Origin of the sequence: Psychrobacillus sp. FSL K6-1267 (assembly GCF_038003265.1) — a bacterium.
In the GTDB taxonomy this organism is placed as follows: Bacteria; Bacillota; Bacilli; order Bacillales_A; family Planococcaceae; genus Psychrobacillus; species Psychrobacillus faecigallinarum.
In genome coordinates this window covers 2,206,654-2,230,369 of the sequence record NZ_JBBOOR010000001.1, presented here as the reverse complement: position 1 = coordinate 2,230,369, position 23,716 = coordinate 2,206,654, and the positions used below count along the sequence as shown (strand labels likewise).

Genomic DNA, 23,716 nt, shown 5'->3' with positions numbered 1-23,716 from the left:
TAGGGAGACAATATGGATAAAAATGAATTCTTTCAAGACCTTGAAGAAATTGTGGTTGACCCTTTGTTTATTGGAAATAGTAAAGAGGACATAGACCAAGAAATATCAAACAACACTTGGTCAATTTCTGTTAGTAACGAAATGAATATTAAGTTGAGTGTTAAGGATTTTAAAGATTTTTTTAGAGAGGTTATTTCCAACAGAAGTAAACAAATTAAAATGTCTAATAAGGGTATGCTTTTTTATGTATGGTTCGATTGGCAAGCTGCACAATTAAGATTTAATTTAATATCGGATTATGATTCTAAGCTACCGTTCAGTTGTGAAATTGAAACTATTGATAACCTCGAACCTGTCATTGAAGAATTTCTTAGTTTTCCTTATCACGATGGCTTTCCCGTTGAAGATATTCGTGAGGAAGATGAAGGGGTAGAAGAAAACAATAACCCCTTAAAAATTTTCCTATGCAAAATAAATGGATAATTCTTATTCAGCTAACGAGGTGCTTTAGCAAATCTTGGCCATCCTTTCGATGGTCTATTTTTATGTCCAAGACATTAAGTTGATCCCAGATATGCTTTGTGAAATGTTACACTGAAACTAACGAAGCAGGTTAGTTGAAGAGTGTTGTTTAACTTGTATTCAACAATCGAGCCAGATGGTTATATAACCATCTGAATAAACAAGCGGATTAGTCTGAAGATAAAGGGGGATTTATATGAATACAAAACGTAATCGGAAGGTCTGGAGGATAGGTTCAGGAGTATTTATTGTACTTGTTATAGCTTTCATATCATGGTATTATCCATTATCGCTTTTTAGCATCCATCAAAGCTTTACATATCATCCTGGTTCGGGAACTCATAATGGCAAAACCTACGAAGAAGAGATTGGCGAGTTTAAAGCTGCCTATGAGAAGGATCTAAAAAAGGATTTAGGAAGTGATAATTACAATCCTACCGTAAATCGAACTCAATTTATTCTTCCGATTTTTGAACAAGAATGGCTGATCGGCACGGACTCCAAAACAATTGACAAAGATAAACTGGATAGAATGCTTTTCGAAGTACAACAGGCAAGAAATACCCTGTTAGACCTTGTTTCTGAAGGAGATTATTCCAGAGAAGAAAGGATATACCTGGTTGACAGCATAAATAATTTCTTGAACTTGGAAGAGCGGATTAGATTTATAAGAAACGGAAAATTTTTTTCGAGAAGTGATTTGCAAAGGATGTTAGGTAATTTACAAGGAGATTTCTGGGCAGGTTTTGATTACTATACCACCGTTTTTTATGATGTATCTCATAAATAAAAGTTTGAAGCTATCGGGCGCGATTGTTTAATAAGCGTCTCAGTTCTTCTTAAACTAAAGGGTGCTTTAATTGAATAAGGAACACTTAATAATCGAGAAAATCATGACGAAAGAAAGCAACCATTTTGAACAATCTCTTTCAAAATGGTTGCTTTTATTTTTTGCTGTATGAAGTTAGTAGAATAACTTGTAAAATTGAATCTCTTCTTATTAAATATACTCTCCAAACAACTCCGGTTTCCAACTATGAACAGGATGGTTTTCTTTTGCGAATACTTTTTCTAAATAAATTTCCGTTGTTTCTAACCGTTCATGTCCTAGCGATTTCATAATGTCATATATCTCTACTTTATTTAGTCGTGAAATAATGGCAAAAGCGTGTCGAAAGTAATGTGGTGTCAGTTCTACTACTTCATCCTTCAGGTTAAGATACAACTTTGCATTTTCTTTTTTTACATATTGCGCTAGGTAGGAGGGGGTATAGGCTTTACCTGTGTTTGTAGTAAATAAAGGAGCATTCGATTCTGCTTTTTCTATAGGTGGTAATCCTCTAGAGCGGCGAAATGCTTTAATGCTATTAAGCACTTTCTCTTTCACAGGTACTTGCCTACGCTTGTTCCTTTACCTATGATTTCTAGATAATGTCCTCCCAAGATAGTATCTCTTTTCAAGTCATTTACCTGCAACTTACAAAATTCTTCATTTCTAATTCCCGTAGTAGACAATACATGCACAATTGCAAACTTCACGTGATGTTCTATTTTTTGAAGGAAGACAGCTTAAAGATTACTTCTTTGGGACCCAGGTTTCGGTTTGGACGTTCATCTTTCCGAACAGTTGCTTTTCTTAAGCCTTCATATATAGGTTCATTAATATATTTATCATTATAAAGAATGGTTAAGAAAGCTTTTATTATTGCACTCTTTAGCTTAATAGTAGCAGGAGAGTAAGAGCCTTTTATTAAAACATGAGGGCTCTTGGTGATTAACCATTCCTGGTATCGTCTCAGATGTCTTGATTAAAGTGATTTTAATTAGTCAACCTTCGATAACTTGGGCAATATCTTAAGCAGGAACTATTGATTGGTTGTCGAAACAGTAATAATCAGGAAATTTAAAGAAAAGGACTTAGTGAAAGGAATGAGTTTATGAAAAATTGCCTGTTTAGCATTATAGTCGTAGCACTTCTTGGAATATCTGCGTTGGCCATATTGTTAGTCAACAAGGACACTTCTGAAAAAGAAGCCGAAGAAACAAATGAAGTTAAAATTGATGATGAATTTCTAAAGAACTGGAATAAAATTAATATTACATTGAAAGAGAAATCCCGAAATAACCATTATTTTGAAAATGAGGATTTGAACAATGGTGATATTTTCTTATTAAATGGAGAAAGCCAGGGGTTGAAATTAAAAGAAGGAGATAATGTATTGGTGGATTTAACCATAATCCCCGATGGCTTAAGTCATACTGGGGTTGGATACATATTAAATGGGAAATATACAGAGATTTTTTCAGCCCCCGTTTCTGATAAACTGACAACCTCTTTTGATGTGAAGGTGGATGGGGAATATATAATTTGTATTGTCGGTGGTAACGCAAACTTTATAACAATTACGAATGGTCTTATTTCAATTGATTAAATTTGAATAATATCTTTTTTAACTAGCGAGGTGCTTTACTTCAAGAAGGAGTAAAGTCTTTATTCTTATTTAACTAACGGCGCAGTTTAGTTGAACAAGGACTTTTTGATTAGATAGAGAATATAACTTTAGAAAACCATAATTCGGGGAGAGATTATTTAAATGGTATTTTCATTTCGGCATAAAGGAAATTTTTTATGAAAAAGAAAACAATCTTATGGATTACAATTCCACTATTATTGGTAGGGTTTGTAATAGTTAATTGGAATTATATTTCACAATCTATTGAATGGAAAATGAATTGGGGATTTGACGCTCCTAGACCAAGTAAGATAGAAACTATATTTAATACAAGATATGGGTTCCCAAATGAGGGACAAACCTTTCATATTCTTAAATATTGGTCTATTGAAAAGAAGTTAAAGGAGAACAATGGTTGGATTCCTATTGATGAAGAATCCTTTGATACTGTTTCAAGTCACCTTAAAAAATTTCAAAAAGATGCGGCTAGTATGAACAAAGATACGCAGAATCTTACTGTTTTATTTCAAGAGAATCCTGTGACTTACGATAATAATGATAAATACTTTTATAAATTGGAAGAAGATAATAGCTACATACTTGCAATTTCAAATGCGAAAGAACAAAAACTGTTTGTAATGCAATGCATTCAATAGTTGAATTTAAAAAATCTTGTTCAACTCCCATGAAAATTAAAAAAACACTCAAAATCAACAAAAGTGCATAAAAATAGAGGCTCAGAAAAGCTTTTTTAAAAAAGGATGAGCCTTTAGAGTGGTTATATTAAGTTGAAAGTTAAATTAGGAATCAACTCCATTCTTCTTATAATAAAGGCAAGGCTGGTGCAGTACCCAGAGTAGAATTAATCTCCCATGAGTGCTACTCGTATAGAGTGCGACAGTCTGTGATGCACCGTGGTCGTCGGAGTCAGACTAACGGATGGGCTCTATGGGCACCATAGTTGATCGACCTTCTTCGCCAGCCATAGTATCCTATACCCGTTTTTCACATTTTCATTCTCTGTGGTGTAGCGTTGTTTTGCGCTACATGGATGGCTAACGGGTGCTTTAGCAAAATATGGTCATCCTTTAGATGGTCTATTTTTATGTCCAAAACATTAAGTTGATCCCAGATATGCTTTGTGAAATGTTACACTTAAACTAGCGAAGCAGTTTAGTTGAATAAGGATATTGAAAAAGTGTGGTTAAAAAGGGGTGTAGCATTGGAAAAATTAGAAAACGCTGAATTAGATTTAGAATATAAAGTTTTTGGTACGGGGGAAAAGATTCTCTTTTTAGAAATAGGAATAGGAAGTTCAATTTATAACTGGTTTCCCTTTGTTAAAAACATAATGAAAGACTTTACTATAATTATGTATCACAGGGCTGGTTATGGTAGTAGTAGAATTTCAATAAATCCAAGGACAACTAAAAATATATGTCACGAGTTAAACAAATTTATTGAATCATTAGGTATAAAGGAAAAGGTAACTATAATGGGACATTCTTTTGGAGGACTATGTGCGTTACATTATGTAATGCTTTTCCCAGACAAAGTTAATGGACTAATTTTATTGGATTCAACTTCACCAAACTTTAATCGTTTATATAATCTTGATATACCAGTAATGAATTCTCTGATATCGATAGACCAAATGGTACAAAGTAATTTGGACAATTCATATAAATCAAAAGAGGAACTTAGAAATCTTTATAATCAGTCAATTGATGATTGTCACGGCATACTTACCAAGAGTGAAGTGATTAGATTTGAGGAATTTATCACCAGTCCTAATATGTTTAAAACTGTTGCAGAAGAGTTCCAAAACTGGGAATCAAATAGTGAAAGTATAAAAGAACTTGGTGAATTCCCTAACATTCCACTAACAGTTATTGCAAGAGACATAGAGGCTTCGGTCAATGCCTTTGTTCAATACAATATCCCAAAAGAAGAGGCAGTAAAATATGAAAAAGTTTGGAGAGAACTGCAAATAGGATTATCTCAATTATCTACTAAAGGAAAACTTATCATAGCAGACCGCAGTGACCATGGTATTCATCTCGATAGACCTGATATAGTAATTCAGGGTTTAAAAAGATTTTTATAGAAATTACTGAAATCGTTGATAGATTGTGTATGATTGTACTTAAACTAACTGGTGTTTTAGTTAAAAAGTGGTTGACTATATCGGTAGCTTTTTCTTATTGAACTAACGTAAGCATGTTAGTTCAACAATGACAAGCAGTTAAAAAGGAGGGAGAATATATTATTTTTGAATTAATAGGATTGCTTTTAATGCCTATCTTGTGCGTTATATTTTGTTTGAATTTGGTTTCTATATTAAAAAAGGTAAAACACGATGAAAAAACTACGGTCAATACCTTTTGGCTTACATTATCGTTTACTCTTATTATGTGGAGCATTGCAGTTCTAGCGGGAAGCAGCTATTAAGCTAACGGGTGCTTTAGTTGAATAATAATCTACCAAATTGCAGGCAATTCTTGAGCAAGAAATAAAGGGTGATACATATCGATAATGATAAGTATCACCCTTTATTTGTGTGACTTCCTATGATTAGATCCCTTTTTTATTAATCTTCTTAAAGTAATGGATAAACATTAAGTTATAAACAACTTCCACTATTATTGAAATAGTTAAATCCATTAAATTTGTTTCCTCGAGAGATTGATTAGGTAGTAAATCGTAAATGAGAAAATATCCAATTCCATTTAAAGCTATAACAAGTAATATGTATCTTAGTAAAATTGGGATCGCTAAACTAATATACGGAAGAAAAAACTCTTTTTTATTTCCTTTTTTATAGATTCGAAATAATACAAATAAACCAATCCCATTGATCATAATAAAGCAAATGAAATCAATAATATCCATTTGATTCATAGTAGAAAAATCGTAAACTATTGGTAATGATATAATAGATATAGCTGCTATAATCCAAAAGATACTTCGATAATTTTTCCTCTGTTTTTCAGTAAAGGAATCTTCCCTTAAAGCTGTAATAAGTGCATTTATATTCCAAATATACATAATAGACTCCTTTATTGTACTAAAAATAAATTATAGAGAAATAGTACTTTTATAGCAATGAACAAATTTGGAAAAAGAGGGTAATGTGGAGGTTGGGGTTAAAACAGTTAGCTTTCAACATGAAGGAGATAAATTAGAAAAGGATATAAATGAATTTTACTATAAAGCAACAATTTCAGTTATAAAACAGTCTTTTAATTTGAATTTGGATCATACTCTAATCTATGTTTCTTCAACTCCCATGAAAATTAAAATCTTCATTTTAGAGAAAAAGGCAATACGAAATCTGACGCAGCTCAATTATTTTTTAAAAAAGTGCAGCGCCTAAATAAGAATCAAATTGTGGGTTGGATTAGGAGGCATTTGGTTCAGTGATTGTAACGTTGTAACCTAAGTTTTCAAGTCTTCGAACAGAATATAGTACAATTGATTGTTCTTTTGGCTTATCAAAATAATCTTCACCTAAGTCTACATACGTTTCTTTGCGAGCAGGATTAAAGGATATCATCCAAAGCTACCCAAATAAAAAAATAATTTTGGTTGCTCACGGAGCTGTCATTAATGCTATATTAGCGCTCCTTTCAGATAGTAAAATTGGTTCAGGGAAGACAAAATTGTTAAATGCCTGTATAAGTAATCTAGAATATAAACAAGATCGTTGGAAAGTAAAGGATTATAATCAAACTACCCACTTAACAAAATAGGAGGATGTAAAATATGACATTACTTAATCCAACTTTATTTGCTGAATGGATCGCACCACATTCGTTAGAATGGTACGACCAGCTTGGGAAGTTTCAAGGGACTTATCTATACCCTTGGAATTCCACTATTATTAAGCCTAATGGAGAAACAATCTTTGATGAAGAGGTTATAAACTTGGTTTCACACAAAAAGGTTTTGGACGTCGGTTGTGGGCATGGTGAATTCGCGATCCATTGTAGCTCTATTGCAAAAGAAGTAGTAGGATTTGATGTAACTAATCATTTTATCGGTTATGGGAAAATGAATAAGCCAAAAAATGTTTCTTTTGTGTTAGGAAGCACTAAACAAGGTTTACCTTTTAAAGAAAATGAGTTTGATTGTGCTTACATTCGAAAGGGACCAACTTCAGGTTATCCTGCTCTAAAGCATATTGTAAAAAAAGGCGGAATTATAGTTGGGCTACACCCTGGAAATCACGAAGAGAATGAACTATCTGAATTATTTCCAAATCTTTTTACTGCCAATTTACCACTGGATTCTACTGAAGAAACCATTAAAAGTAGATTAATAGAGGCCAATTATTATGAATGGGAGATAGAAATTATTAGCAGTAATGAGTTAATCCATAGCCCAATGGATATTATAAGAAAAAGGTGCTTTGGACAGCACCCAACTGTGATGGAAAAAATTGTAAAAGAAGATTTAATAGAGATTACGGAAATCTTTGAAGCAAACAAAACAAATGGCTTGTCTGTAACTAATTCCTATTACATTGTACGAGCAATTGTTTAATAGAAGATCATTCCTGTCCAACTTTACTACTTCTTCTTTCTAAAAAGTAATTATCTCTCCATTTATTATTCAGTCTACCAATACGTTCACGGTGACCTACCACTCTAAACCCATTTTTCTTGTGTAGTTCTATACTAGCTTTGTTTTCTGGAAAAATACTTGCCTGCAGCATCCAATAGCCTTGTTCTTCTGACTTAGTGATCAGTGTTTGAAGCAGCTTATTTCCAATTCCCATTCCAGTGGCTTTGGGATGAACATAGATCCCCACTTCACCAACCCCTGCATAAACTGCTCTGTTTAAAACGGGGCAAAGTCTACACCAACCTAACACTAATTCACCATGGTAAATGATAAAGGTACAAAACTGATCTGCTTTTGAAACCCATATCTCATAGGATGAAGGAGCAGACGTTTCGAATGTTGCGTTACCTGTAGCAATGCCAGCCTCATAAATATATTTGATTTGCTCCCAGTCTTTTTCACTAGATAATCTGCATATATATTCCACGGTTATATTCCCCCTTGTAAAGAATATAAATACTTTACTTGTACTTTACAAGTAAAATTTAAAACGAAAATATATAATAGTTGTCTTTACAAATCAAACGAAAACAATTAACATTAGTTAGTCTAACTAACTAATGTAACTAATCCATAAGGGAGTAATTTTATGCAACCATTTTTCACGACATTAAAACTAATTTCTCGGCCATACAGTAGTAAGATGCAGGATTTACTACTGCCATTTGGCTTAACCGAAGTTCAGTGGGGACTCATACGTATTCTTTACGAAGAAGGACCTTCAACCTTCACTGATATAGCTACTTATTGGCGAGTTGAAAAACCTTCGGTGACTCCAATTGCTCAAAAACTAATTGAGCAAGAGTTAATTTACATAGGAATAGGTCATGACAAAAGACAAAAAGTAATGCATTTAACTAATAACGGGGTAGAAAAGTATAAAGAGACGAAACAAATAGTGGATACCCTACAAAAGAATTTACTGATTGGTATTACTGAACAAGAAAGACAAATTACAGAACAAGTATTGGAAAAATTACTTGTTAATTTAAAGGGAAGATGATGACGGTGACAAAGGAAAAACTATGGACAAAGCAATTTTTAATCGTTTCGTTGATCAATTTTATGATCACTTTAATGTTTTATTTATTAATAGTTACAATTGCGTCCTATGCCCAATCAAAATACGGTGCCTCTACAAGTACAGCTGGTCTAGTATCTAGTATTTTTATAATAGGCTCATTAATAGGAAGGTTAGGAACAGGAAGAGTCATAGGCGATTTAGGGACAAAAAAAACACTATGGACAGGTTTAGTATTTTTTACTATTACATCTATCTTATATTTTGCGGCCTTCAATATTGGACTTCTAATTATTATTCGATTGCTTCAAGGAATTGCTGTTGGTATTGCAGGTACTGCAACCGGAACAATCATAGCGCAAATTTTACCTAATACTAGAAAGGGAGAGGGGATAGGTTATTACAGTTTAAGTGCCATTTTAGCAACCGCCATTGGTCCGTTTATAGGTATTCTATTACTTAAAGCAGAAAATGGTTTTCAATGGATTTTTGCTTTAAATATTGTATTGTCATTTGTATGCTTAATCATCTATGCAGTGGTAAAAATAGATGTGGCATTGCCGAAATCTACTACTCAGCATCTAGAAAAAAGCTCGCTTCTCTCGAAATTCATAGAACCAAGAGCATTACCAATTTCTATGGTGGCACTCATAATAGGATTAAGTTATTCTGGCGTAATGTCATTTCTATCCTTTTATGCAGTAGAGGTAGACCTTGTATCTGCAGCAAGTTATTTCTTTTTAATTTATGCGATAGTAGTTATTATTTCTCGTCCATTCACAGGGAAACTGCTAGATACTAAAGGAGCTAATATTGTCGCTTATCCTTGTTTCGTTTTGTTTGCACTAGGTATGTTTTTATTCAGCCAAGCTTCAGCCGGATGGATGCTTTTACTTGCTGCTGCGCTGATTGGATTCGGCTACGGTAATTTTAATTCGATTGCTCAGAGCGTCGCTGTGAAAGTTACTCCACCCCATCGATTTGGACTTGCTACCTCAACCTACTTCATTTTATATGATATTGGGTTAGGAATTGGTCCGTTTCTATTAGGATTTATAGTGCCTTATAGTGGTTATCGTCCGATTTTCCTCTCCATGGTCGTTTTAATCGTCATTTGCATTCCTCTATACCATTTGTTGCATGGTAGGAAGGACAAAGAACTGTTGAATATATCTTAATATAAAAAACCTTTAAGCTTTATCAAGCTTAAAGGTTTTTTCCCTTTTGTTAATAAGACAAGGGATATGAGTTGAAATGGTTCACCCCTAAAGGAGAAATAGACTTATGTGGACACGCAAACATTAGCATCAGCTTATGTAATATATACTTAACTTAGACAATGATTTAAAGAATAGGCTATGTTAAAGTCTAAGGTTGATTTTTAGTGAGGAGATTTTGTTTGTGAAATGTTACACTCAAACTAAAGGTGCAGTTTAGTTGAACAAGGATTATCGTCAGATTTACTACTACTAAGTAAAGAAACGTTTCCAAACGACGATTTTGGCACTAAATACCCAACGTTTAATCAAAAGTAATTAAATATAATATTATCTTTTAAATCTTAAGAGCATGTTTTGATAAGTCTTTTATCAAAACATGCTCTTAAGATTTGTGATTTTAAAGTTGACGGTGGTAATTCAATCAAATAGTTAGAAATGAATAATATCATCTTTTAGATAGCTGATACTTTATTGTAAATATGCTTGTTCAGGCTTCTATTCTATTAATTTATGGCTGTTTTATATAAAATTTTCTGGAATTTCAAATAAAGTGGTTGCACGATTGTTTTATGTGTGTATATAATGTGATTATAGTATATATACAATATATGAGGATGTGAGTGATTTATGCAAATTGGTCTTCGATGACTGTTTTCAGCAAGCGGTACATGACATTTGTAAAGTATGTTTTCAAAAAAGTAAAGAAGAGGTATTGGCATGCAAATAATTATTTCCAACAGTTCAAAGGAACCGATTTATGAACAAATTACGAGTCAAATTAAATCGCTTATTTTAGCAGGTGAACTTCAGGAGGGGGCAGCAATACCTTCTATGCGTAACCTCGCAAAAGAACTGCAAATTAGTGTTATAACGACGAAGCGTGCCTATGAGGAATTGGAAAAAGCGGGCTTTATCTATTCCATTGTCGGAAAAGGGTCTTTTGTTGCAGAGCAAAATCTAGAGGTTATAAGAGAGAAGAAGCTGAAGGTCATCGAGGAGCAACTTAGTGCAGTCATAACAAATAGCAGAGAAATTGGACTGTCATTTGATGAGCTTCAGGACTTATTAAAGATTTTATATGAGGGGTGAATGGAATGGAGAATGTGGTTGAATTTACAAATGTAACGAAAAGGTTTAAAGATTTTACCGTAAAAAATATTGATTTACAAGTGAAGCAAGGCTTTGTAACGGGATTCATTGGAGCAAATGGTGCTGGTAAATCAACATCGATAAAAATGATGATGAATCTATTAAGACCAGATGTTGGGGAAATTAAGCTTTTTGGGTTGGATTACAAGAAACATGAGAAGGCGATTAAGGAGCGCATTGGATTTGTGTATGATGGCAATGTATTTTTTGAAGGGCTAAACATGAAAGATATAAAACGGATTGTAGCACCAGCATACAAACACTGGGATGATAAAGTATTTTATCAATATATCGAAAAATTCGAATTACCACTTAATAAAGCAATAAAAACTTTCTCTAAAGGGATGCAAATGAAGGCTTCATTGGCGATAGCACTATCTCATCATGCAGAGCTGATCATTATGGACGAACCAACAGCAGGATTAGACCCCATTTTTAGACGAGAATTGTTGGATCTTTTACAGGAATTAATGGTTGATGGAAATCGTACCATTTTCTTCTCGACGCATATTACAACAGATTTAGATCGGATCGCAGATTATATAGCTTTTATGCAGAGTGGCGAATTAGTATTTAATCAGTCCATTCACGACGTTGCTGAAAATTATGCCATCGTTAAAGGAAGATTGGATCTTCTGGATAGAGATACTGAAAAGGCATTTATTCATGTTCATCGTGCATCAACAGGATTTGAAGCATTAACGGACAATACTAAAGCAGTGAGTAATATCTTTGGAGACTCAGTTGCCATTGATCACGCCTCTCTGGAAGATATCATGTATCACTTGAAAGGAGGAATACACCATGTTTAATTTAATCAGACGTGACGTCATTCTGCAGAAAAGGCAGCTATTACTCTTTATTCCTTTTATCTTATTCTTTATTATTATGGGCAAAGACCCAGCTTTTACTTTTCTCGTTTCCAGTATTTTTATTCCCTTTAACACATATGCTTACGATGAAAAAGCAGAGACAAACATATTATTAAATTCCTTACCATATACACGTACGGAAATTATCGCTTCACGCTATCTTGGTGCTATTATTTACATGATTTTAGCAATCGGGGTGACTAGTCTAACATTATTGGCTTTCAATAAACCTTTTACTATGACTGACATTGCGATTGGCTGTGGCTTATTCTTATTATTTGCCGCATTTACCTTTCCATTATTTTATATATTTAAACCAGGCTATATTTTTCCGGTTGTACTCATTTGCTTTATCCTTTTGGCAGCTATAGGTCCGGCTATTGTCACGTTTTTAACTGAACAATTAACCGCAATAACTGATTTCATTGTTAATTTAACTGTCTCGTCTTTATATACAGGAGCGACACTTGGCATCATGGTAGTCTATGCTATCTCTTGGGGACTTACCAATATCATTTACCAGCGAAAAGCGTTCTAAGTGGGGGAATTATATAGTTAGTAACTTAACATTAAAGTAGGTTACTGATATTTATAAAAGAACGTTAAAATCACCTCTCTAGTTTAACTGAGAGGTGATTTTTTTGTTGGATGTTTATGGTAAAATATCTATGTATTGAGAAGGGTTTCATTTAAACTAAACCACAGGAACAGCAAAAAAGTAGCGTTCGAAATCATTCGTTCATGCGGTGCTTAAAATAATGAGTGGAATAGAAGAAGAATTGGTAAAAATAAAAGACTTAAAATAGAGACGTATTAAAAGAACCCTACTTTCTGGGTTCTTGGCAACTCGGGAGACCCTACCGGTCTCTTCTTATAGAAGAGTATGGTGTACAAGTGATAATAAGCAAGGAAACCAAATGCCGTTGTAGGGAGTCGGATAGCAGCGTAGTACCAATGAAGTTGGGTAATGCCGATGGAGGAAAGGCTGCTACCAAGTTATCACCCTTACTAGGGACACATTTACTACACTCGGAGGTAGGAATACTAAATGGAAACAAAACTATTAAGGATAGCAGAATTAGCAAAATCTGATCCCGAATGAAATTTACATCTATTGTACATTTACTAAATAAGCAATCTCTAGTTCAATGTCATCTTGAATTACCTAATAAGAAGGCAACTGGGATTAATGGCACAACTAAAGAGCAATACAGTGAAAGACTAAAGGAAAATATAGAGGACTTAGTAAGTAGGCTTATAAGTAAAAGCTATCATCCTGTTCCCGTAAGGAGAATGTATATTCCTAAGCTTAACTCCAACAAGAAAAGACCATTGGGGTTACCGGAACATGAAGATAAGATTGTACAGAAAGGCATTACCAAAATACTAAATGCCATCTATGAAATTGATTTTCTAGACTGCTCTTTTGGGTTCCGCCCAAATCGTAACTGCCACGATGCTTTGAAAATATTAAATCATTATATTGAAAAGAAATCAGTAAATTATATAGTAGATGTAGATATTAAAGGGTTCTTTGACAACGTTGACCACATATGGATGATGGAGTTCTTAAAACTGCGAATTACTGACCCTAACTTACTAAGAATAATTGGTAGGTTTCTTAAAGGTGGATACATGGAGGAAGGAAAGAAATACAAGACAGATAAAGGCACACCGCAAGGTGGGGTCATATCTCCGGTACTCGCCAATCTATACCTTCATTATGTCCTGGACCTGTGGTTTGAGAAGGAAGTCAGAAAACAGTGTGAAGGACATGCATACATAGTTAGATATGCCGATGATTTTGTGTGTTGCTTCCAATATAAGAGCGAAGCTCAGGAATTCTTTCAATCATTAAAGTTGAGATTACAGAAGTTTAACTTAGAAATAGCGGAGGATAAAACCAAAATTAATCTGGATACTTTCGTGTGAAACGGAAATCAAGCAGGAAAAAGCTACAAGGTAAACTAAAGGAATCGAAGGAATGGATAAAGAAGAACCGAAATAATGATATTCATATGATAATGGATAGATTTAAACGCTCGCTTGTAGGTTATTACAACTACTATTGCATCACGGATAACACTCCAAGTGTTCACCAATTTAAAGACAAAATCCAATATCTACTGTTTAAATGGCTCAACAGAAGAAGTCAAAGAAAATCCTTTACTTGGGATAAATTCAATCTCTTTCTTCAAAAATATCCGTTACCGTCACCAAGAATTAAGGTGAATATATACGAATTAAGAAAAGAGATTAGCTATATCTTGTGAAAGATGATTTGGAGGAGCCGTGTGCGTAAATAGCGCAAGCACGGTTCTGTGAGGGGGGAAGAACACAATCTACCGCAAGGTAGAGAGGTTCTCTTCTACTCGAATACTTTAATAAAGGGAGAAGACCAGTATGATAGATTTATGTAAATGTAATGAAACTTATGATTTAAAAGTTGAAGCAGATATAGGTGCCGACGCTATTTGGTGTAAAAAATGTTATTGTAACTTTGACATAGAATATGTTCCAATTTCAATCAAGTTGAAGGCTGAATTAATGGAGTGGATCTTGAAATATGGTAAATGGATTGATTGGAAAAATGATGGCATTTTTCCTAGTGGCGTAGAACTTGAAGAAACACATAATAAAGAAGGCTTGATATTAACTGAAAAAGTACAAAAAGAACTTGTAGGAAAATATAAAATTACGTTTTCACCTTCTACATTTGCAAGAGAACATGCAAATAAAAAGCAGTAACTCTTATTGCATTAACGCGTGCTTTACTTCAAGAAGGAGTTAAGCCTTTTTTCATATTGAACTAATGTCGCAGGTTAGCACAAGAAGGTTAGTTGAAGGATGTTGTTTAACTCTAGGAGGGAATTGAAAGTGTTTACTAATAAGAAAGTTTTGATTGGAATTATTGCTATTATGATAATTGTAATGTCGTACTTCTTCTTTTTTTCTAGTTCCAATTCCGAAAAGAACAAAAGTATTGGTAAGGTTCTTTTTAAAGTTGAAAGTAAACACGATTACACAAAACCAGGAGAATATACGGAAATGTGGATTATTGGGTACAACAATTCTGATGAAAAAGATAATCGACGTTATAAAATTTTTATTGAGGATGCAATGGTTTACAACCTTATTAAAGTGGATGAAGAGTATATGATAAGTGCGAGATCTTTTAGAAAAGATAAAGATTATGATTATGCTTATGAGTTAATTCAAATTAGCAATCAAAAAGAATATCAGGTTAGAGGGAAAGGGAGGATTAAATGAAATTAATCGTTCAGCAATTGGGTGAGATTGTGGAATTAGAGTAGCTGTTCTTAAAAAATATACGGGTGCTTTAATTCAAGAAGGAGTAAACCTTTTTTCTTATTAATCTAAAGGAGCAGGTAAGCAAATCTAAGGGTACGTAGGATTCTATAGTCGACTTCATTAATTGGGAGGTAATTAATTGGTAAAAGTTAGAATTATTTTAGGTTTATTTATAGCCGTTATTGCAGTGTTCGTATTTATAAATAAATTATATTATCCTTCTCTTCCGATAGATGATTTATCTGCAAAACAAGCGATTGAACTACTAAAAGAATCGGATAGTAAGATAGCTGAAATTGCCGTAGAAGCCAATTCTATTTGGTATATCACAAGTAGTGAGAATCAAGGTATTTCGATTGCGGATGAAAATATAATACAAATGATAGGTTCAACCGGATGGGAATTTAAGGGGAAAGATGGTGCTGGCCTGTTCTTTGAAAAAGACGAAAAAAGATTAATTGCCACCACTCAAATGTGGACTAAAAATTATGTTCTCGTTAAAATTCCAAGTAATTTTAAATAATCTTAAGAGACTTGTATTAATTTGATGGGTGCAAAATGTAATGAGCATGGAGGTACATTTCCAGCTCATTATTTATAGCATTTTTAAATCCACCTTTACCTTTATCATAGCTTCTATATTAAAAAATAGAAGGAATATCTGCTTTTATAGTCGAATTTAAATAGGCTATGGAGGGTTGTCTAATGAAAATTTTTCGTTTTGATCAACAGGTTGGACATAAGATTCACCACTTTAATTCGAATTTTATCATGTCACGGATCGCTAAAATAGAAAGTGAAACGGTAATAGGCTGTATGCATTTGGAGGAAAAAGGAGTCATTGGATATCATGAAGCAGTTGTTCCTCAGCTACTACTGATTGTTAATGGAGAGGGTAGGGTATCTGGTACGAATCAAACGAAGGTTGAAATAAGAGCTGGCGATGCAGTGTTCTGGGAAAAGGGGGAGGGGCATGAAACCACAACTGATACTTATTTAACAGCAATGGTCATAGAGGCAGAAGGACTCCAACCAGAAATATATATGCCAATGAAAGGGGGAAGTAAAAATGATTTGGGCTAATGCTTCAGAAAATATTAAAGCATTTATAATACAGGTGATTGGCCAAATACAGAAAATAGTTGACGAAAATAATGTTGGTTATTACTTACATGGCTCTCTGGCAATAGGTGGTTTTAATCCATCAAGGAGTGACATAGATATTTTAGTGGTAACCAAAAAAGCATTGTCATTCCAAGAGAAATTATCGTTGACTGAGTTATTTTTAAAGATTTCAAATAATCCTTATCCAATTGAAATTAGTTTTATGAATAGAAGCCAGCTAGAAAACTGGGACTATCCTCCATCCTATGATTATCATTTTAGTGAATATTGGAGGGAAAGATACGAAGAATGTAGTGAAAAATGGTTATTAGGAGAAAAAGTAGATGCTGATTTAGCTGCACATATAACCATTGTTACTTATAAAGGAATATGCCTTAGAGGTGAACCCATAAAAGCAGTGTTTCCAACTGTACCCACTATTCACTATACATCAGCAATTTTACAAGACTATAAGGATTGTTTAAATGATTTAGAGATAGATCCTGTTTATTCCATATTAAATATGTTAAGAGTTTATCGTTATTTAAAGGAGAGTACAATATGCTCTAAATTGGAGGCTGGTCAATGGGGAGCCAACAGTTTACCAGAAGAGCATAAAACGTTAGTATTCCAAGCTATTAACATATATACAGGTAAAATATCCGAATCAAACTTTCAAAGTCAACAGCTAGTCGAATTTAAAGAGTTAATAGCTAGAGAAGTAAATGATTTACTAACTCAAAATTTTCAATTCGGAATTGAAGAGGCACATCAATTAAAAAATAGCTAATTAAAAATTACTGTAAACAAACTATACGGGGCTTGCGTTTGTTTGCAGTATAATTTAGTTTACTTCATATCTTCCGCAGGCAAAGTATTGTGCAATGAGGGAGGGGCAGGACTAAGAACTGGTTTTTCACCGAATGCTTTACCTTGGTCTTAGGAGAAAGGGTGTCCATCAGGAGCATTGCCCTTTAACCACGGCAATTCGGCACTGTCTTCTCCTTCCGAATGATTATATAGAGTATGAGAAAATTCGGTTGCTTCCCACTCAGGTGGAATTGTTGTGGGACAAATAACTCCACCTTCTGTTGCTTCTAAGTCTTTTATAGCTGTTAGCCCTTGATTTTGGTGCATTGTATCTAGAGCTAAAAGGAAGGACAGCATATCTCTAACTCCTTTATCATCTGTCATGCTATAAAGACGAGCTACTTGTAAACGCCCTTCTGAATCAGCCATCACGTTATGTCGCATATCTGCTAATAAGTTACCACTTGCTACAATATAACCAACATTCCATGGCACTCCAACTGAGTTCACAGGCATAGCACCTAAGCCCGAGACGATTGCGTGCTGAGGATTCATACCCTCTACTAATACATCCTTTGGACTCATAACCTCCCATAATTGCACCTTTTACTGGGTTAACTGCGCCTTTTTCCTGTTCTGTGACTGGTGCGCCTTCTAAAAGTCTTGCCACCATTGTAGCTATCATTTCAATGTGACCAAGTTCTACTATTCCTGTATCCATCAGTAAATCTTTATATTTTTCGTTTCCTCTTGTATTCCAGCATTGGAAAAGATACTGCTTCTCAACACTCATCTTTCCAAATTGACCACCAATAATTTCTTGTTGGTGTTTTGCTAATACTGGATCTGGATTGTCCGGTACCGCATGAAAGCTCAATTCTTTTTTGTTAAAGACATATATAGAATCCTCCTTTAGAAATTTATAGACAATTTTTAAATTTTACCCATGAATTTATCTATAAAACTTTCAATAAAATAAATAATCTAAAACTTTTAATGAATTTAAATGGAAATATGATTTAGTTAACAATAGATTATATTTTATATTTTTTCTACAAAAAATTTAAATACTTAATCGTACTAAAAATTGCTTGTGAAAGAGATTAATAATAAGTAGAAGAGGGGAATGTATATATATATTGAACTGAGATAAAAAAGATAGGGGGATACTTTTTTGATATATGTAAAGTTAATTGTACAAATAATTTTAATATCTTTATTTATTTACTATGTAAGTGGAAAGCTGATGGGTTCCCAAATCAATTTTATGAAAAGAATCCTTTCTGTTTTTATTAGCATTGTGTTTACCTTTTTTGTTTACTGGTATGCCTATTTAAGGAATATTGACTTTCTTTCCGAGGATTTCGTTTATTCATTTATGGACGTCAGCACTATAATATGGATAGGTAGTATGCTTTTGATTTCTATGCTATTGTACTTATTCTTTGAATTATTTGGACCGATGGATAATGGGGAACGAAAATCAAGTACTATGCGACAAAGACCTTTTCTTTTAAGGCTAAGAAGTCAATGGAGAGGTCAAAAAAGAATGCGACAAGTCATTCAAATAGCTGCTAAGAATGGGATTTCTAGAGCTTTGAAATATACCAAGCATAGAGATAACGATTATGAAATGGCAATCGCCTTTCGCGATACACTAGAGCAAGCCGGAGGTATTTTCATAAAGTTTGGTCAGGTACTTTCAACTCGTAAAGACTTGTTTTCTCCTGTATTTATAAGAGAGCTGGAGAAGCTTCAGCAAAATGTGGAGCCATTACATGAATCAGAAGTAAAAAAGATTTTAGGTAAATCGTTGCCATGTAGTATGGAAGATATATTTTCATATTTTGATATGATTCCTTTGGCTTCCGCTTCAATTGGTCAAGTACATAAAGCAGTACTGAAAGAAAACGATCAACAGGTTGTTGTCAAATTATTACGTCCCGATGTCAAGTCAATGATTAGGGATGATTTAAATATTTTATTAGAGTTTGTTCGTTGGTTAACAGACAAATCCTCTTGGGCAGAAAGATTGGGCCTATGTGAGCTAGCACTAGGATTTGCAGATAACCTTAAAGAAGAAGTCAATTTTGAAATAGAAAAACGGAATGCAGTTCAAGTCAAAAATGCCCTAAAAAACAGTAAATATGAGGTGAAAATACCTTATGTTTACACCGATTTGAGCAATAAAAACATCATTATTTTTGAGCATGCTTACGGGCAGAGTGTAGCAAATGGCGACACTTTGTTTCAAACACTAAATATAGATCGGGAGGAGTTTGCTCAAACGGTACTCTACTCATTTTTCGATCAAATGCTTTATTCTGGAATTTTTCACGCTGATCCACATCCGGGAAATATCTTCATTGATAAAACAGATGGACTCCCGATTTTGTTAGATTTTGGCGCAGTAGGAAGACTGGCAGAGCCTCAGCAAGAAGGAATGAAGATTTTTTTAATGGGTATTCAGCATAATGACGCTAATATGCTCTATGATGCAGTAACATTGCTTGTAGAAGACCATGATCACATTGATAGAGTAAAAATGGAACAGGCTTTGTCTCAAATCCTTCTTCGAATTTCATACGTAGAACGAATACCAACGGATGAGCTAATTCAAGCGTTCTTTAAGTTAGTTAGAGAATTTGGCTTATCGTTTTATCCTTCCGTAGGAATTGCTATGCGTTCAATCATAACTTTAGAGGGCACGCTTAAGCTAATCCAACCTAAATTTGATATTTTTGCAGAAGCAAAAGAATATTCGTCGGATTATTTGACTTCTCTGTTAAAAAAGCCATTTAAGGAACCAAAAGTTACAAAGGAAAGAATAGAAGAAGAGTTTGCTTTATTGCTACCAGCATTGCGAAAAATACCAAGACGAGTTGATAAGCTCGTCCAAAAAGTGGAAAGTGGAAAAATTATTTTACATCATGATATTTTTTCAGATAAGAATAATGCTCAATTTGTAACTCACCTCTTTTCTCGATTTATTCTATTGCTTGTCGGGATTACTTTTGGAATAATTTCTGTTTCATTACTAGCAATTGCTCAGTTTATAGAAACTGCATATGCTGTATATTTAAATACTGCTGCTTTTGTTGGATTATTTCTATGCGCAGTATTGCTTGTACGTCTCTCCATACAAGCAATTAGATTGATGAAACGACATTAATTTGAATGGATTATACTCCGAACGTCTACAAAGTACCTTGAGACTACCAAGTCTCAAGGTACTTTCTCATTTTAGAAGGTGGTGAAACAAATTCCCATGACTTTCATGCGTGTTACTCATCTATTGGACGTTTCATATCATAATAGGTAGCCTGCCATCTCCAACTGGGGATCTTTTTCAAATTGATCATTAATAGCAAGCATCTTCACCATGGACAATTTTATGAGCACATATCATGAATTAAATTCTATGTCTGGCTTGACCCATAGCTTTGAAAAATCAACATACCCGAAATGCTTTATATTTATGTTCATTAAATCAGAAGAAAAAGGAATTTGTCTTTTTGAATAATATAAAGGACATGCTAAAGAATCCTCTATTAACATCCGATCAATTTTTTTGTGCAAGGAAGTCCATTCTTCAAAAGGGGTATTAGCGTACTTTCTTAATACACATTGATATTTATCTTGTTTTCGTAAGACATTGGCTATAGGAGAATATCCATTAAGAAGAAAATGAAAAAAAGAAAAATTTTGATTCATTTCAAATATTTCCCCATGTATGTATAAATCTACTTCATTATTTGAGTCCCTATTCATAAGATTGTCCTCAAAGGAAACTGTTTTAATCTCTACAGGAACACCATTCTTTGTAAGAATGCCTTTTAACCAAAGAGTAGGTTTGTTTGTATAATCTATTAATTTCAGTATTATAGGTCTCTTAAACTCAGGGCGAGGTATACTATTTAAACGATATTTTTTACTTATTCCAATTAAGCAACCTTCTTCATTGGGTAATAGCCTCTCATCGGCAGTATTTATTTCATTTCGGTATTTGGAAATTATGTAATGAAGATAGTGCCGTATTTCAATATCTAAATGTGGATTCATCAATACAATTCCAAAGCCAGAGTCACTTTTAATTGGAAAATAAGTTTGTTGAGCAGATGATGTGCGATAAACGTTCTCAAAATCTACTGGCACTTGAACAAATTCAATTTTATCTAAAAGAGGCCTTTCCCCATAGTAATCTTTAAAGACTACTAATGTAGTGATTGTTGGATTATTTTCTTCTACATAGTAACATCCCGTACCATAAATAAAATCCAAATGCTCCTTATAAATACTTGCATTCATACTTCCTAAAAGCTGTAGGCAGTAACTACAACCTGTTGGATAAGAGATATCTACTATTAATGGAGCAACAGCTTCTATTTTTTCAATTGGCTTACATAATACCGAAAATTGTATATTGTTTTTTAGTTTGCGAAGACATAATACGACATCTTCTGCGGTGAGAATAGAGCCGTCGTGAAAGGAGATATCTTTCTTTAGGTAAAGTCGAAGTTTGGTGTCTGTAATATCCCAACTGTGACAAAGTTCTGGAGAAACTATGCCGCTTTCATCCACAGAAACTAGACGATTATAAATCGTAGCGACCATATTGGCACTATGTGCGTCAGCAGATTTTAACGGATGAAGTGTAAGAAACGGGTTTTTTCTTGGAACAATGAGCTTATCGTCCATTTGCTGTACAAAGCCAAGTTTGTTTTGAAACTTTTTCATCAATCTTTGTCGACACTCTGTTGACCAATCATACATTAAGTATTTACTACTTATTTCTGCGCTTTCAATTTCTAAAATAAGCATGACTTGCTCCTCAAAGCAAGCTTCGACATCCTTTAACCACATTAATTGTGAAGAATTTCCTCTACCTTTTCCAGAGATGAACTTCATCCAGCCCTCAGAGCACCACTTCTGTATATACCTCTTTGTTTGCTTAGTGCTGAAACCTATTATATTTGCAATCTCTTCTTGCTTAATCTTACCTGAAGGGACAGTGTTCCAAAGGGTTAGCAATGAACGATCCATGTAAAACACCTCATTAAGTGGACAACTTATAAAAAAATGTCCATTTTTAAATTCAAAAGTCTAGTTTAATATACTAAATACAAAGGAGGTGTACAATATGAAATGGAAAAACTACCCACAAAATATTAAAGTTCGATTAATTACATCTTTTTTTAACAGAGCTGTTTCATCTGCTGTCATGCCTTTTATGGCATTGTTCTTTGCACAAGAGATGAGCAAAGTATGGGCCGGTTTATTTTTAATAGGCACAGTAGGAGTTAGTTTTCTTATCAGTCTTATTGGAGGATACATTTCAGACCGTCTACCAAGGAAGGGTTTATTAGTAATCACTTCATTTTTAAGTGGATGTATGTTTGTTTGTATGACAGTTAGCTTGTTGCCAAAATCGAATATCATTTGGCTGTTTGCAGCTGCATATACTATATATATTATTACAAGCAGCTTAGGAAGGCCTGCTATGCATGCATTAGTCATTGATTCAACTACTCCTGACAATCGTAAAGAGGTATATGCGTTAGATTATTGGTTAACTAATTTGTCTATGGCTATTGGGGCAGCATTAGGGGGATTACTATATTTAAACCACCAGGTTGAATTGTTTATGTTATTATCATTCACTTCTTTATGCCTGCCGATAGCATATAAAATCTGGTTAATTAACGGACATAATAAGCTTTTGGAAAAGCAGCATCAGAATGTTTTTGTTGATTTAATACATAATTATAAAATTGCTTTTAAGGATAAACCATTTGTTCAGGTAGTTGTAGGTTCCATGTTTATTTTTGCTGCTGAATTTTCATTAAACAGTTATATAGGAGTTCGGTTAGCGGAGACTTTTAAGGTGGTTAATATAGGAGAGTTCGAGCTTGCAGGAGTTCGAATGTTAAGTCTGCTAAATATTGAAAACATGCTTTTAGTTGTTTGTTTAACATTTTTTATAAATAAAATTACTGATCGTTTCAGCAACAGGCATGTTCTGCTTATAGGTTTAGCTTTCTATAGCGTAGGATACATCACCATTACATCTGCTAACACATGGTATATACTTCTACTCTTTAACTTTATAGCTACGGTCGGTGAATTAATCTATTCTCCTGTTAGAAATGCAGAGCAAGCAAATATGATTCCAGCGGATAAAAGAGGATCGTACTCGGCGTTTTCCAATTTCTCTTTTAGCGGAGCAGAGCTAATTGCTCGTTCAACAATCATAATAGGGGCTTATTTAGTACCAACTATGATGTCTGTATACATAGGAATAATATTAATGATAGGAATCGGTTTGTTATATGCAGGTTTGTTTCGGAGAAAACTAGCTATAGTTGTTTAAATAATTTTAAAATGTTTTTGTTCTATATCCTTCTAAGAAAACCTCACACCTTTGAAAGTGTGAGGTTTTTCGGTATATGTGTTTCAGAAAAGAAGACTCTCCAACTGGATGATTGAATCAGAAAATCATTAGATCTCATAGCTATCTCTTTATTGTTATAAAAAATAAGTATAAATGAATTGATTAAAATAATATTTTAAAATTTTCATTGTTTCTTATAATTTTATTTTATATACTATAAATGTGAATTATCTGAA

23 protein-coding genes and 4 pseudogenes are annotated in these 23,716 nt (G+C 33.8%); 21 read left to right on the top strand and 6 right to left on the bottom strand.

Annotation, left to right across the window (positions count from 1 at the left end; all coding sequences use genetic code 11):
* Positions 1 to 12: 12 nt before the first annotated feature.
* Positions 13 to 483 carry a hypothetical protein gene (locus MHB55_RS11250; RefSeq protein ID WP_191963850.1) on the top strand — a complete coding sequence of 157 codons (471 nt, stop codon included), beginning with the start codon at positions 13 to 15 and terminating at the stop codon, positions 481 to 483.
* Positions 484 to 718: 235 nt separating this feature from the next.
* Positions 719 to 1,312, top strand: a complete 594-nt coding sequence (locus MHB55_RS11245; RefSeq protein ID WP_340863250.1) for a hypothetical protein — start codon at positions 719 to 721, stop codon at positions 1,310 to 1,312.
* Between the two features lie 210 nt (positions 1,313 to 1,522).
* On the opposite strand, the pseudogene MHB55_RS11240 reads toward MHB55_RS11245, so the two are convergent.
* Positions 1,523 to 1,918: pseudogene (locus tag MHB55_RS11240) on the bottom strand (tyrosine-type recombinase/integrase); the annotation flags it as partial.
* Positions 1,919 to 2,459: 541 nt separating this feature from the next.
* Between MHB55_RS11240 and MHB55_RS11235 the strand changes: the two are divergent.
* The 3 genes from MHB55_RS11235 to MHB55_RS11225 all read left to right on the top strand — a co-directional run bounded on the left by MHB55_RS11235 (position 2,460) and on the right by MHB55_RS11225 (position 5,082).
* Positions 2,460 to 2,954, top strand: a complete 495-nt coding sequence (locus tag MHB55_RS11235; RefSeq protein ID WP_340863249.1) for a hypothetical protein — start codon at positions 2,460 to 2,462, stop codon at positions 2,952 to 2,954.
* Positions 2,955 to 3,151: 197 nt separating this feature from the next.
* Positions 3,152 to 3,631, top strand: coding sequence for a hypothetical protein (locus MHB55_RS11230; protein WP_340863248.1), 480 nt, complete (start codon positions 3,152 to 3,154; stop codon positions 3,629 to 3,631).
* 566 nt (positions 3,632 to 4,197) lie between these two features.
* Positions 4,198 to 5,082, top strand: a complete 885-nt coding sequence (locus MHB55_RS11225) for an alpha/beta fold hydrolase (protein ID WP_340863247.1) — start codon at positions 4,198 to 4,200, stop codon at positions 5,080 to 5,082.
* A 467-nt stretch (positions 5,083 to 5,549) separates the two neighbouring features.
* Here MHB55_RS11225 and MHB55_RS11220 read toward each other — a convergent pair whose 3' ends face one another.
* Positions 5,550 to 6,023, bottom strand: a complete 474-nt coding sequence (locus tag MHB55_RS11220) for a hypothetical protein (protein ID WP_151109573.1) — start codon at positions 6,021 to 6,023, stop codon at positions 5,550 to 5,552.
* 352 nt (positions 6,024 to 6,375) lie between these two features.
* Entirely contained in the window at positions 6,376 to 6,531 is a 156-nt protein-coding gene (locus MHB55_RS11215; RefSeq protein ID WP_340863995.1) for a hypothetical protein, read from the bottom strand.
* Between MHB55_RS11215 and MHB55_RS11210 the strand changes: the two genes are divergently transcribed.
* On the top strand, positions 6,506 to 6,727 hold the full coding sequence (locus MHB55_RS11210; protein ID WP_151109575.1) for a histidine phosphatase family protein: 222 nt from the start codon (positions 6,506 to 6,508) through the stop codon (positions 6,725 to 6,727). The genes MHB55_RS11215 and MHB55_RS11210 overlap by 26 nt on opposite strands.
* A 13-nt stretch (positions 6,728 to 6,740) precedes the next feature.
* Positions 6,741 to 7,520 (top strand): class I SAM-dependent methyltransferase, encoded by a 780-nt coding sequence (locus tag MHB55_RS11205; RefSeq protein WP_340863246.1) that lies wholly within the window; start codon positions 6,741 to 6,743, stop codon positions 7,518 to 7,520.
* Between the two features lie 7 nt (positions 7,521 to 7,527).
* Here the strand turns inward: MHB55_RS11205 and MHB55_RS11200 are convergent, their stop codons facing one another.
* Positions 7,528 to 8,028 carry a GNAT family N-acetyltransferase gene (locus MHB55_RS11200; protein WP_340863245.1) on the bottom strand — a complete coding sequence of 167 codons (501 nt, stop codon included), beginning with the start codon at positions 8,026 to 8,028 and terminating at the stop codon, positions 7,528 to 7,530.
* A gap of 162 nt (positions 8,029 to 8,190) precedes the next feature.
* On the opposite strand from MHB55_RS11200, the gene MHB55_RS11195 reads away from it, so the two are divergent.
* The 12 genes and pseudogenes from MHB55_RS11195 to MHB55_RS11135 all read left to right on the top strand — a co-directional run bounded on the left by MHB55_RS11195 (position 8,191) and on the right by MHB55_RS11135 (position 17,069).
* On the top strand, positions 8,191 to 8,604 hold the full coding sequence (locus MHB55_RS11195; protein ID WP_151109581.1) for a MarR family winged helix-turn-helix transcriptional regulator: 414 nt from the start codon (positions 8,191 to 8,193) through the stop codon (positions 8,602 to 8,604).
* Complete coding sequence (locus tag MHB55_RS11190) at positions 8,604 to 9,800, top strand: MFS transporter (protein ID WP_340863244.1); 1,197 nt, start codon at positions 8,604 to 8,606, stop codon at positions 9,798 to 9,800. The genes MHB55_RS11195 and MHB55_RS11190 overlap by 1 nt, the downstream gene beginning before the upstream one ends.
* A 62-nt stretch (positions 9,801 to 9,862) precedes the next feature.
* Positions 9,863 to 9,947 (top strand): annotated as a pseudogene (locus MHB55_RS11185) (PhzF family phenazine biosynthesis protein); the annotation flags it as partial.
* Between the two features lie 612 nt (positions 9,948 to 10,559).
* Positions 10,560 to 10,931 (top strand): GntR family transcriptional regulator, encoded by a 372-nt coding sequence (locus MHB55_RS11180; RefSeq protein WP_144541348.1) that lies wholly within the window; start codon positions 10,560 to 10,562, stop codon positions 10,929 to 10,931.
* A 5-nt stretch (positions 10,932 to 10,936) separates the two neighbouring features.
* Positions 10,937 to 11,803 carry an ABC transporter ATP-binding protein gene (locus MHB55_RS11175; RefSeq protein ID WP_340863243.1) on the top strand — a complete coding sequence of 289 codons (867 nt, stop codon included), beginning with the start codon at positions 10,937 to 10,939 and terminating at the stop codon, positions 11,801 to 11,803.
* Positions 11,796 to 12,401 carry an ABC-2 transporter permease gene (locus MHB55_RS11170; protein WP_151109588.1) on the top strand — a complete coding sequence of 202 codons (606 nt, stop codon included), beginning with the start codon at positions 11,796 to 11,798 and terminating at the stop codon, positions 12,399 to 12,401. The genes MHB55_RS11175 and MHB55_RS11170 overlap by 8 nt, the downstream gene beginning before the upstream one ends.
* A gap of 510 nt (positions 12,402 to 12,911) precedes the next feature.
* Positions 12,912 to 14,136, top strand: a pseudogene (gene ltrA / locus MHB55_RS11165) (group II intron reverse transcriptase/maturase).
* A 130-nt stretch (positions 14,137 to 14,266) separates the two neighbouring features.
* Positions 14,267 to 14,611 carry a hypothetical protein gene (locus MHB55_RS11155; RefSeq protein WP_151109590.1) on the top strand — a complete coding sequence of 115 codons (345 nt, stop codon included), beginning with the start codon at positions 14,267 to 14,269 and terminating at the stop codon, positions 14,609 to 14,611.
* A gap of 129 nt (positions 14,612 to 14,740) precedes the next feature.
* Positions 14,741 to 15,133, top strand: coding sequence for a hypothetical protein (locus tag MHB55_RS11150; RefSeq protein WP_154310707.1), 393 nt, complete (start codon positions 14,741 to 14,743; stop codon positions 15,131 to 15,133).
* Positions 15,134 to 15,314: 181 nt separating this feature from the next.
* A complete protein-coding gene (locus MHB55_RS11145) occupies positions 15,315 to 15,698 on the top strand; it encodes a hypothetical protein (RefSeq protein ID WP_154310708.1) in 384 nt (127 codons plus the stop codon).
* A 182-nt stretch (positions 15,699 to 15,880) separates the two neighbouring features.
* Positions 15,881 to 16,258, top strand: a complete 378-nt coding sequence (locus MHB55_RS11140) for a cupin (RefSeq protein WP_151109596.1) — start codon at positions 15,881 to 15,883, stop codon at positions 16,256 to 16,258.
* A complete protein-coding gene (locus MHB55_RS11135; RefSeq protein ID WP_151109598.1) occupies positions 16,245 to 17,069 on the top strand; it encodes an aminoglycoside adenylyltransferase domain-containing protein in 825 nt (274 codons plus the stop codon). Before MHB55_RS11140 ends, MHB55_RS11135 begins: the two co-directional genes overlap by 14 nt.
* A 59-nt stretch (positions 17,070 to 17,128) precedes the next feature.
* Here MHB55_RS11135 and MHB55_RS11130 read toward each other — a convergent pair.
* Positions 17,129 to 17,990 (bottom strand): annotated as a pseudogene (locus MHB55_RS11130) (manganese catalase family protein).
* A gap of 273 nt (positions 17,991 to 18,263) precedes the next feature.
* On the opposite strand from MHB55_RS11130, the gene MHB55_RS11125 reads away from it, so the two are divergent.
* Positions 18,264 to 20,261, top strand: a complete 1,998-nt coding sequence (locus MHB55_RS11125; protein WP_340863241.1) for an ABC1 kinase family protein — start codon at positions 18,264 to 18,266, stop codon at positions 20,259 to 20,261.
* Positions 20,262 to 20,494: 233 nt separating this feature from the next.
* Here the strand turns inward: MHB55_RS11125 and MHB55_RS11120 are convergent, their stop codons facing one another.
* Complete coding sequence (locus MHB55_RS11120; protein ID WP_340863240.1) at positions 20,495 to 22,132, bottom strand: ABC transporter substrate-binding protein; 1,638 nt, start codon at positions 22,130 to 22,132, stop codon at positions 20,495 to 20,497.
* Positions 22,133 to 22,229: 97 nt separating this feature from the next.
* Here MHB55_RS11120 and MHB55_RS11115 point away from each other — a divergent pair, with 97 nt between their 5' ends.
* Complete coding sequence (locus MHB55_RS11115) at positions 22,230 to 23,459, top strand: MDR family MFS transporter (RefSeq protein ID WP_144536120.1); 1,230 nt, start codon at positions 22,230 to 22,232, stop codon at positions 23,457 to 23,459.
* Positions 23,460 to 23,716: the final 257 nt, after the last annotated feature.

What these genes read in the sequence shown, in the direction of transcription:
- MHB55_RS11250 (WP_191963850.1), top strand. Translation starts at nt 13, where the DNA reads ATGGATAAAAATGAATTCTTTCAAGACCTTGAAGAAATTGTGGTTGAC.
- MHB55_RS11245 (WP_340863250.1), top strand. Translation starts at nt 719, where the DNA reads ATGAATACAAAACGTAATCGGAAGGTCTGGAGGATAGGTTCAGGAGTA.
- MHB55_RS11235 (WP_340863249.1), top strand. Translation starts at nt 2,460, where the DNA reads ATGAAAAATTGCCTGTTTAGCATTATAGTCGTAGCACTTCTTGGAATA.
- MHB55_RS11230 (WP_340863248.1), top strand. Translation starts at nt 3,152, where the DNA reads ATGAAAAAGAAAACAATCTTATGGATTACAATTCCACTATTATTGGTA.
- MHB55_RS11220 (WP_151109573.1), bottom strand. Translation starts at nt 6,023, where the DNA reads ATGTATATTTGGAATATAAATGCACTTATTACAGCTTTAAGGGAAGAT.
- MHB55_RS11215 (WP_340863995.1), bottom strand. Translation starts at nt 6,531, where the DNA reads ATGATATCCTTTAATCCTGCTCGCAAAGAAACGTATGTAGACTTAGGT.
- MHB55_RS11205 (WP_340863246.1), top strand. Translation starts at nt 6,741, where the DNA reads ATGACATTACTTAATCCAACTTTATTTGCTGAATGGATCGCACCACAT.
- MHB55_RS11195 (WP_151109581.1), top strand. Translation starts at nt 8,191, where the DNA reads ATGCAACCATTTTTCACGACATTAAAACTAATTTCTCGGCCATACAGT.
- MHB55_RS11190 (WP_340863244.1), top strand. Translation starts at nt 8,604, where the DNA reads ATGACGGTGACAAAGGAAAAACTATGGACAAAGCAATTTTTAATCGTT.
- MHB55_RS11180 (WP_144541348.1), top strand. Translation starts at nt 10,560, where the DNA reads ATGCAAATAATTATTTCCAACAGTTCAAAGGAACCGATTTATGAACAA.
- MHB55_RS11175 (WP_340863243.1), top strand. Translation starts at nt 10,937, where the DNA reads ATGGAGAATGTGGTTGAATTTACAAATGTAACGAAAAGGTTTAAAGAT.
- MHB55_RS11170 (WP_151109588.1), top strand. Translation starts at nt 11,796, where the DNA reads ATGTTTAATTTAATCAGACGTGACGTCATTCTGCAGAAAAGGCAGCTA.
- MHB55_RS11155 (WP_151109590.1), top strand. Translation starts at nt 14,267, where the DNA reads ATGATAGATTTATGTAAATGTAATGAAACTTATGATTTAAAAGTTGAA.
- MHB55_RS11140 (WP_151109596.1), top strand. Translation starts at nt 15,881, where the DNA reads ATGAAAATTTTTCGTTTTGATCAACAGGTTGGACATAAGATTCACCAC.
- MHB55_RS11135 (WP_151109598.1), top strand. Translation starts at nt 16,245, where the DNA reads ATGATTTGGGCTAATGCTTCAGAAAATATTAAAGCATTTATAATACAG.
- MHB55_RS11120 (WP_340863240.1), bottom strand. Translation starts at nt 22,132, where the DNA reads ATGGATCGTTCATTGCTAACCCTTTGGAACACTGTCCCTTCAGGTAAG.
- MHB55_RS11115 (WP_144536120.1), top strand. Translation starts at nt 22,230, where the DNA reads ATGAAATGGAAAAACTACCCACAAAATATTAAAGTTCGATTAATTACA.